Origin of the sequence: Actinoplanes sp. KI2, assembly GCF_025630775.1 — a bacterium.
GTDB lineage: Bacteria > Actinomycetota > Actinomycetes > Mycobacteriales > Micromonosporaceae > Actinoplanes.
In genome coordinates, this window is record NZ_JAOSZE010000067.1 from 39040 (window position 1) to 47006 (window position 7967).

Consider the following 7967-nt stretch of genomic DNA (forward strand, 5'->3'; position numbering starts at 1 on the left):
GTGCAGTCGACCCCACGTTTCCTGCAAGGAGTCTTCTCGTTCGAGGGCAAGGGCCTGGACCGGCCGGCGCCGTTGGATGCCGGACCGTCCTACGTGGTGCCCGGCGGGGTGGCCGCTCAGGCGGTCTACTTCCGGGGCGGCAACGCCACCGCCGAACTGGTCTGCGTCGTGCTGGTGCGGGACGGCCAGCCGATGCGCTACTTCCCGATCGGCGCGAAGGGCGAGGTCCACGTGCCGCTCCGGGTGGTGGAGGACCTGCTGTCCGGCACGACGGTGGAGCTGTGGATCGCCGCGCCCGCGGGGCTGGCCGGCACCGTCATCGTCGACCTCGGCCTGGTGGAGGTCTGATGCGACAACGACTGGTGGTCGTCGGCAACGGGATGGCCGGCGCCCGGACGGTGGAGGAGATCCTCGCCCGGGGCGGCGACTTCGACATCACGATGTTCGGCGACGAACCCTACGGCAACTACAACCGGATCATGCTGTCCAATGTGCTTGCGGGCGTGGAGGACGAGTCCGGCATCTTCCTGAACGACCTTTCCTGGTACGCCGAGAACGGCATCACGCTGCGCGTCGGGACACGGATCGATCGGATCGACCGGTTCGCCAGGACCGTCCATGCCGCCGACGGCACCGTCACGCCGTACGACAAGCTGATCATCGCGACCGGGAGCCGGGCGTTCGTACCCCCGATCGCCGGCATCCGCCGTCCGGGCCGCGGCTACCACCAGGGCGTCTTCGTGTTCCGCACGCTCGACGACACCCGCGCGATGATCCGGTACGCGCGGGAACACCAGCACGCCGTGGTCATCGGCGGTGGTCTGCTGGGCCTGGAGGCGGCCCGCGGCCTGCAGACCCACCTCCCGCGCGTCACCGTCGTCCACTCCGCCGGCCACCTGATGAATGCCCAGCTCAACGGGGTTGCCGGCGAGATGCTGCGGACCACCCTCGAAGCGCGGCTCGGCCTCGACGTGGTGGTCGGCGCGTCGACCACCGAAATCCTCGGCAAGCACGCGGTCACCGGGGTCAAGCTCGCCGACGGCCGCACCATCGAGTGCGATGTCGTGGTGGTAGCCACCGGCATCCGCGCCAACGCCGAGATGGCCGCGGCGAGCGGTCTGGTGGTGGAGCGCGGCATCGTCGTCGACGATCGGATGCGGGCGCTGGATGAGGACGACATCTACGCGGTGGGCGAGTGCGCGCAGCACCGCGGCGAGGTGTACGGGCTGGTCGCCCCGCTGTGGGAGCAGGCCAAGGTGCTCGCCGACCATCTCACCGGGACGAACCCGGACGCCGAGTACCACGGCTCGCAGGTGGCCACGAAGCTGAAGGTGGCCGGCGTCGACGTGGCCGCGATGGGCCTGACCGGGCCCGAGCGCGCCGGCGACGAGGAGGTCACGTACGCCGAGCCGTCGAAGGGCGTCTACCAGAACGTGATCATCCGGGGTGGCCGGTTGGTGGGCGCCACGCTGGTCGGCGATGTCCGCAAGGTCGCGTTTCTGATGCAGGCGTTCGATCGCGGGTTGCCGTTGCCGGAGGAGCGGGCCGGGTTGTTGTTCGACCTGGGTGGTCCGGTCGGCGAGGTGAGCCCGGCCGAGATGGCCGACGACGAGCAGGTGTGTAACTGCAATGGGGTGGCGAAGGGCGTAATCAAGGCCTGTGTGGACAGTGGCTGCAGGACCGTCGGCGGTGTCATGGACAAGACCCGGGCGGGGAAGGGTTGTGGCACCTGTAAGCCGTTGGTGCGGCGGATTGTGGAGTGGGCGGCGGGTGGTGAGGTCGAGGAGGATCCGGCTGCGTCGTATTACGTGCCGGGTGTGCCGATGCCGAAGCCGGAGTTGATGGACGCGATCCGGCTCTATCAGCTGAAGTCGGTGTCGTCGGTGTTCGCGAAGCTGGGTGGTGAGGAGGACGCGAAGAGCAAGATGGGTTTGGCGTCGCTGCTGAAGATGATGTGGGGCGCGGAGTACGTCGACGAGCGGGATGCCCGGTTCATCAATGATCGGGTGCACGCGAACATTCAGCGTGATGGCACGTTTTCGGTGGTGCCGCAGATGAAGGGTGGTGTCACCACTCCGGCTGATCTGAGGCGGATTGCTGAGGTGGCCGAGCGGCATGGGGTGCCGATGGTGAAGTTGACCGGTGGTCAGCGGATCGATCTGCTGGGTATTCCGAAGGAGAAGTTGCCGCAGATCTGGGCTGAGTTGGATATGCCGTCGGGGTATGCGTACGCGAAGAGTTTCCGCACGGTGAAGACGTGTGTGGGGTCGGATTTCTGCCGGTTCGGGGTGGGTGATTCGACGGCTCTGGGGATTGCGATCGAGGAGCGGTTCCAGGGTATTGAGGGGCCGGGGAAGATGAAGCTTGCGGTCACTGGCTGCCCGCGGAACTGTGCCGAGGCGTACGTCAAGGATCTGGGTGTTGTTGCTGTTGACGGCGGTAAATGGGAGATCTATGTCGGTGGTGCGGCCGGTGCGCATGTCCGCAAGGGTGATCTGCTGGCCACCGTGTCCTCGCCTGAGGAAGTGATCACGCTGACCGGGCGGTTCCTGCAGTACTACCGGGAGAACGGGAACTGGCTGGAGCGTACTTATGCGTGGGTGCCGCGGGTCGGGATCGAGAAGATCCGGGCGGTGGTGGTTGAGGACGCCGAGGGCATCGCCGCCGACCTGGACGCTCGGATGGACGCGGCGGTCGGCGCCTATCGGGACCCGTGGAAGGAACGTGCCGAGCCGGTGACCCCGGGACAGTTCCGCACCTCACTGCCGCTGACCGTGCTGCCCCAGGTCCCGATGAAAACGTGAGAACTCACTGGTACGGCAGCGTCACCGTGGACAGCGTGCCCAGCGACACCGTGCTCGACGCGGAGCCGATGGCGCTCCACATCTCCACCTTGACCGTGCCGTTCGCCAGGTCGCCGAAGGTTCCGGTGGAGGTGACCTGGCCGACAGCGTCGGTGTATCGCTCCCAGCCGGGGATCGGGTCGGTGGCGAAGTAGCGGTACGTCTCGACCCGGTCGAAGCTGCCGTCGCCGGTCAGGTCGTACGAGACGCGGATCTGGGTGGCGTTGCCGACCGAGGTGCCCGCATCCACCGAGATGCTGAAAGCGGTCGCGGCGCCGGATCGGTACGCGAGGTTCAGCCCGGTCGCGAGGAAGGTGATCGGTGCGTGCGGCTGGTTGTCGTTGCCGCCCGACGCCGCCGCCACGGTCGCGGTGCCGGCCGTACCTGCCGCATCGGCCAGTACGCCGCCGGCCTGCAGATACCGGACCGCTCCACCACCGACCGGCGGACCGGAGGTCGTCGGCGTCGGTGTCGCGGTCGGGGAGGCGGTCGGTGTCGCGGTCGGGGAGGCGGTCGGGGTCGGGGAGGCGGTGGGGGTCGGGGTGGACGTGGGCGTCGGGGTGATCCCGCCGCCGGTGGCGTTGCCACCGGAGAAGCTCGTCGCGCCGGCGGCGACCGTACGGCCGGCCGGCACGTCCAGCACGGTGCCGTCCGAGAAGGTCACGGTGAGCGCCGTATTCGTGATGTTGGACGCGACGTACGTCTTGGCGCCGTTCTTGCTGAAGACGCGGTAGAGCGGATGGTCGGCGGTGACGGTGAGGTCGGTCGTCCCGAGCGCGGCCAGGTTCCGGATCCAGTGGAACGTGTGCGCCCTGGTCTCGCCTTCCTCAGGGGGGTAGCCGCTGCTGGCCCGGAACTTCGCCAGCGCCGCGTCGCCGTCGCCGAGCGCCAGGTACTGCCAGGCGATGTCCTGCCAGAGCGCCGGCTCGTGCCCGGCGTTGGCGACCATCTCGGCGTAGTTGCGCCGCACGTACGCCGGGTCGTTGCCCAGGTAGAAGTGGCCGCCGGTGATGGGCAGCGTGTTGATGCCGTGGATCTGCTCCGGTGCGGAGGCGAACCAGGTGGCGTACGCGCCGCCGTCGCCCCAGACCATGCCGACCGTGCCGTGGCCGAACGCCGACGGGAAGTTCTCGTCGTGGATGTCGAACCAGTACTCGTTGATCGCGGCCGACTGCGTCGTCCACAGGTAGATGCCGGCGTCGCGGATCGCGGCGTTGCCGGTCGCCTGTCCCCACTGGATGAGCCCGTTCGCGAAATTGATCCCCTCCGACGACGACTCCTGGTTGTTGCCGGCGAAGAACGCGCCGTGCCCGGACGCCCAGTCGTGCCCGGCGTAGATGTCGAAATCTCGCAGGTACGGGAACCGGGTGTCGCCACGGTCGTAGTTGTCGGCATCGCGGATCAGCAGGTCCACCATGCCGCCGTAGCGGGAGTCGGCCGCCCAGGACGGGTCGAACTTGGCCAGCGTCGCGGCGGCGGCGATGAAGTAGCCGTAGTGGAAGTGGTGGTCGTTGAGCTCGGTATCGGAACCGTACGACGCAGGGTAGCCGATCAGCGTGCCCCAGTTCCGGTCGTAGTAGAACAGCTTCGCCGTCTTGCCCGGCGTCGCGGTGAACCACTCGGTCAGCTGGGCACGGATCGCCGACAGCGCGGTGTCGCGGACGTCGGTGCGACCGATCTGGTCGGCGATCTCCGCGATCCGCGCACCGGCACCGAGGGCCTTGCCGGTCCAGTAGGTGTCGTTCCCCAGCACGTTGACCGGGTTGTTCTTGACCTGGTCGAGGTAGCCGTCGAGGGTGGCCAGGTCGGCCCCGGTGCTGTCGGCCACCGCGGGCACCTCGGGCAGCACCCCGTTGAACACCGCCGACGTGGTGAACGACGAGGCGCCGACGAGGTTCTTCATCGTTCCCCGGGCGGTGACGTAGGTCTGCGCGATGGGCGTCGCACCGGTCAGTGCCCGCCACTGGTGCGGATAGAGACCGATGACGGTCCCGGCGCCGGAGCCCTCGCGCGCGGTGGTCGTGACCGTGTACGTGGTGGTGACGCGGCTGGTGTGCTGGTCGTACGCGTACGACACGCGGGTGCCGGTGACATGGTTGTGCGCGTACCTGCCGTAGCTGGTGGCCAGGGCGATCTTGTCGGCGGTGCCGGTGGCCGGCGTGGTGGGCAGCACGGCGATGGAGAAGTAGTCCTTGCCGCTCAGCGTGGAGGTGATGACGGTGTTGCTCACCGACCAGGTGGCTCCGGTCGGTGCGTACGCGACGTAGTCCTTGCCGGCGACCGAGTAGCCGATCCACGCTCCGCTGTTGGACCAGACGGTCGGGGTGCTCGTCGCGGTGATCTGGGCGTTGCCGCCGGTGATCTGGAAGTACGCGAACGGCAGGCCGTGGCCGATGGTCGCCTTCATGGTCCGGGTGCCGTCATTCCAGTACGGCGTGACGGTCCAGTCGGTCCAGGAGTCGACCAGGGTCCGCGGCGCGTTCAGCCCGGCCACCCCGGCGGTGAAGTCCTCCCGGTAGATGTAGTGGTACTCGCCCACCCCGGTGGCCGAACCACTGATCTGCGGCGTGGTGTTGTAGGAGAAGCCCAGCCCACCGGAGGTGGTGTCGTAGCTCGTCGGGTGCGCGTGCAGGTTCTCGCTGTAGGCGCAGTCGTACTTCTTGTAGACCAGCGACGACCACCAGTCGTTGGTCGGGACCGGACCGGCCGGCGCGTCGGCGGTCATGAACTGGCGGGGGTTCGTGGACAGGTCTCCGCAGCCGGTCGGCAGGCTCGCGCCGGCCGGCAGGGCCTCGGTGTAACTGCCCGCACCGAGGGTGGCGGCGCCGGCCGTGCCGCCGAGCGCCGTCATTCCCAGTCCGGCCGCGACAACCACGACAACCGCCAATCCCGTACGTCGAACGACCGGTCCCATCACGCCTCCCGCAACTGTGAGAGCGCTCTCTCGTGCTTGGAACGGTAAGTCCTGCAACGAATGTCGTCAATGTTTCAGAACTCTTAACAAGGTGACCCGAAAGACGCGATCTTCCCGTTCAGAGCGACGTCCTCGATATTCGCGAGTGTTGGCCCCACCCCGGCGAGACCCGCTCACGCATCGCCGGGTGGTCCCGCCGTTCACGCACGGTGACGGGCGCCTGAGACCGGGCACGCCTTGTCCGCAGCGGATGCGGACGCCTCTTGTTCTGGCTCGCCGCTCACCAATCGAGGCCGACGTGCCACTCGCTCCGCGGAATGACAGCAAGTCGTTCGCCTGCCAACGGCGGACGCCCCAACGCGTCTTCCGCGGCCCGCGCACGGCCACGTCGAGCCGGCAAGCCCGGGCGTCGAGCGACCTCGCCGACCAGACGCCACGACCCGTCGGTGACCTCGCGGAGGACGACATACATCGGTTGCGGCCTCGCGACCCCGCCTGTCTCAGCCATACTCCCATCTTGACCCGAGAGGGGAACGCGCCATGCCCAGGCCCGCACCTCGGCAGATGCGCGCATCCACGCTCAGCGTGGCTTCTTGATCGCCTGTGCGCAGCGTGAGCGGGCTCCTGGCCACCGCTGCTGACCTGGTGCGCTCGTTCGCCGAGATGCTGACCGGCCTGCACGGCGGCCGGCTCGGCGAATGGATCGCCGCGGCCCAACAGGCTGGATTGCCCGGCATCGCCAGCTTCACCAACGGCCTGACCAGCGACTTGGACGCTGTCACCGCGGGCCTGACCCTGCCGCGTAGTTCGGGGCCGGTGGAGGCAACGTCAACCGGATCAAGATGCTGCAGATGTACGGCAGAGCCAGCTTCGACCTGCTCCGCAAGCGAGTGCTGCTTGCCCGTTGAACAGGCGAGGACCTCTGCCGATCAGTAGTGCGCGAGAATCTGAGTGACGGGGTGTTGAAGAAGTCTGGCCACCTCGGCGAGTTCGGCAGAGTCGAGTTCGTACTTCGCTCGGGTCGGATTCATGGCGCATATCTCGAAGCGGGCAAACCCGACGGGCCAGTCGTATCGCAGCGAATCCAGAGCAACGACGGCTCCACAGCACGGCACCTCAAAATCAAGGTTGCCGAAGGCTTCGCCCTTCTCTTCGATCAGGTCAAAGAACCAGTCCACGGCGATGTCACCGCCGCAGTTCAAGCAGGAGATCTTGGTGGTGTTCTCGCCGGCGTCGATCAGCGTGACCTGGTCGTAAAACTCCGCCTCGACCTCTTCGACGTCATCTTGGGGCCCAGAGAACAGTTGGGCCACGTAGCTTGTTGCTGCTTCCGCTGCCTCGGGCTTCGGCTGCCACTGCTTGTCGCTGGGGATCAGCCGAATGTAGTCATCACTCACCTCGCCAGCATGACGCTCCGTATCGACGTGATCAAGCTGGTCGAACTCACTGACCTCGGCAGCTCACTGGACCGCTCGGCCTGGGTCGATGACTTGACCGTTGATACCGGAATGCTGCCCTCCACGCTTCGTGTGCCAGAACCGAGTCTTGGCGCCACCCGCCTGACCTTGGGCCGGTCCGCGTCACGGGCGCGGAGCACCGTCCCATGTCCAAGACGTCTGCGCTGACAGACCGGGAAGGTCCGCGCGGCCGGTCGCCCACAGGAGCGTCCGCCACGGTTCATTGCCCGACGGCGCGGAGCGGAACAACCGGCGCAGCGCGCCGGAACACAGGTCAGGTGGTGGGGTCCAGGCCAGGTCCAATCCCGCAGCCACGTCATGCATGTGAACCAAGATCTCGACGACACCCATCGCGGCGAAGCCGGAGGGATCGGACGGACCGTACGCGTGAAATGACAGCCGGTCCGCCGGTGCGGCATCGATCATGGCCACCAGCATCGCCCCGCAGGCTTCGAAGACTTCCAGCAGTGCCGACGGCCCCTCGGCCGGGTTCACGAAGATGGTCAGGGCCGGCCCACCGGCTCGACGTCGCTGCCAGCCGAATGGGACATGGGTGCTCGTCGACGGGTTCGCGGGACCGAGCTGCGCCGCGTACGCGAAGAGGTCGTCACTCATGTGTTCGACCGTCTCCCAGCAACTCCATTCCAGGCTGCCGGCCGGCTGCTGCCAGTCGAGGTGGGTCGCTGCCGCAAGGGTCTCGAGGGCAAGCCGGGTAGCGCGCGCCACGTCGTCGGCAATCATCTCCGCTATTAG

General features: G+C 67.5%; 6 protein-coding genes. 3 read left to right on the forward strand and 3 right to left on the reverse strand.

Features of this window, described 5'->3' with window-relative positions; all coding sequences use genetic code 11:
- Together ODJ79_RS43015 and nirB are read left to right on the forward strand one after the other, a co-directional pair.
- Positions 1-348 carry a molybdopterin oxidoreductase gene (locus tag ODJ79_RS43015; protein WP_263029503.1) on the forward strand — a complete coding sequence of 116 codons (348 nt, stop codon included), beginning with the start codon at positions 1-3 and terminating at the stop codon, positions 346-348.
- Entirely contained in the window at positions 348-2804 is a 2457-nt protein-coding gene (gene nirB, locus ODJ79_RS43020; protein WP_263029504.1) for a nitrite reductase large subunit NirB, read from the forward strand. Before ODJ79_RS43015 ends, nirB begins: the two co-directional genes overlap by 1 nt.
- 4 nt (positions 2805-2808) lie before the next feature.
- Here nirB and ODJ79_RS43025 read toward each other — a convergent pair whose 3' ends face one another.
- Positions 2809-5757, reverse strand: coding sequence for a glycosyl hydrolase (locus ODJ79_RS43025; RefSeq protein ID WP_263029505.1), 2949 nt, complete (start codon positions 5755-5757; stop codon positions 2809-2811).
- Positions 5758-6369: 612 nt separating this feature from the next.
- Between ODJ79_RS43025 and ODJ79_RS43030 the strand changes: the two genes are divergently transcribed.
- Positions 6370-6693 carry a hypothetical protein gene (locus tag ODJ79_RS43030; protein ID WP_263029506.1) on the forward strand — a complete coding sequence of 108 codons (324 nt, stop codon included), beginning with the start codon at positions 6370-6372 and terminating at the stop codon, positions 6691-6693.
- Here ODJ79_RS43030 and ODJ79_RS43035 read toward each other — a convergent pair.
- The gene (locus tag ODJ79_RS43035; RefSeq protein ID WP_263029507.1) at positions 6687-7154 is read right to left on the reverse strand and encodes a hypothetical protein; all 468 of its coding nucleotides are present in this window, start codon (positions 7152-7154) and stop codon (positions 6687-6689) included. The two genes, ODJ79_RS43030 and ODJ79_RS43035, sit on opposite strands and share 7 nt — an antisense overlap.
- A gap of 183 nt (positions 7155-7337) precedes the next feature.
- Positions 7338-7967 (reverse strand): maleylpyruvate isomerase N-terminal domain-containing protein (locus tag ODJ79_RS43040; protein WP_263029508.1); only part of this gene is annotated, 630 nt, incomplete at its 5' end.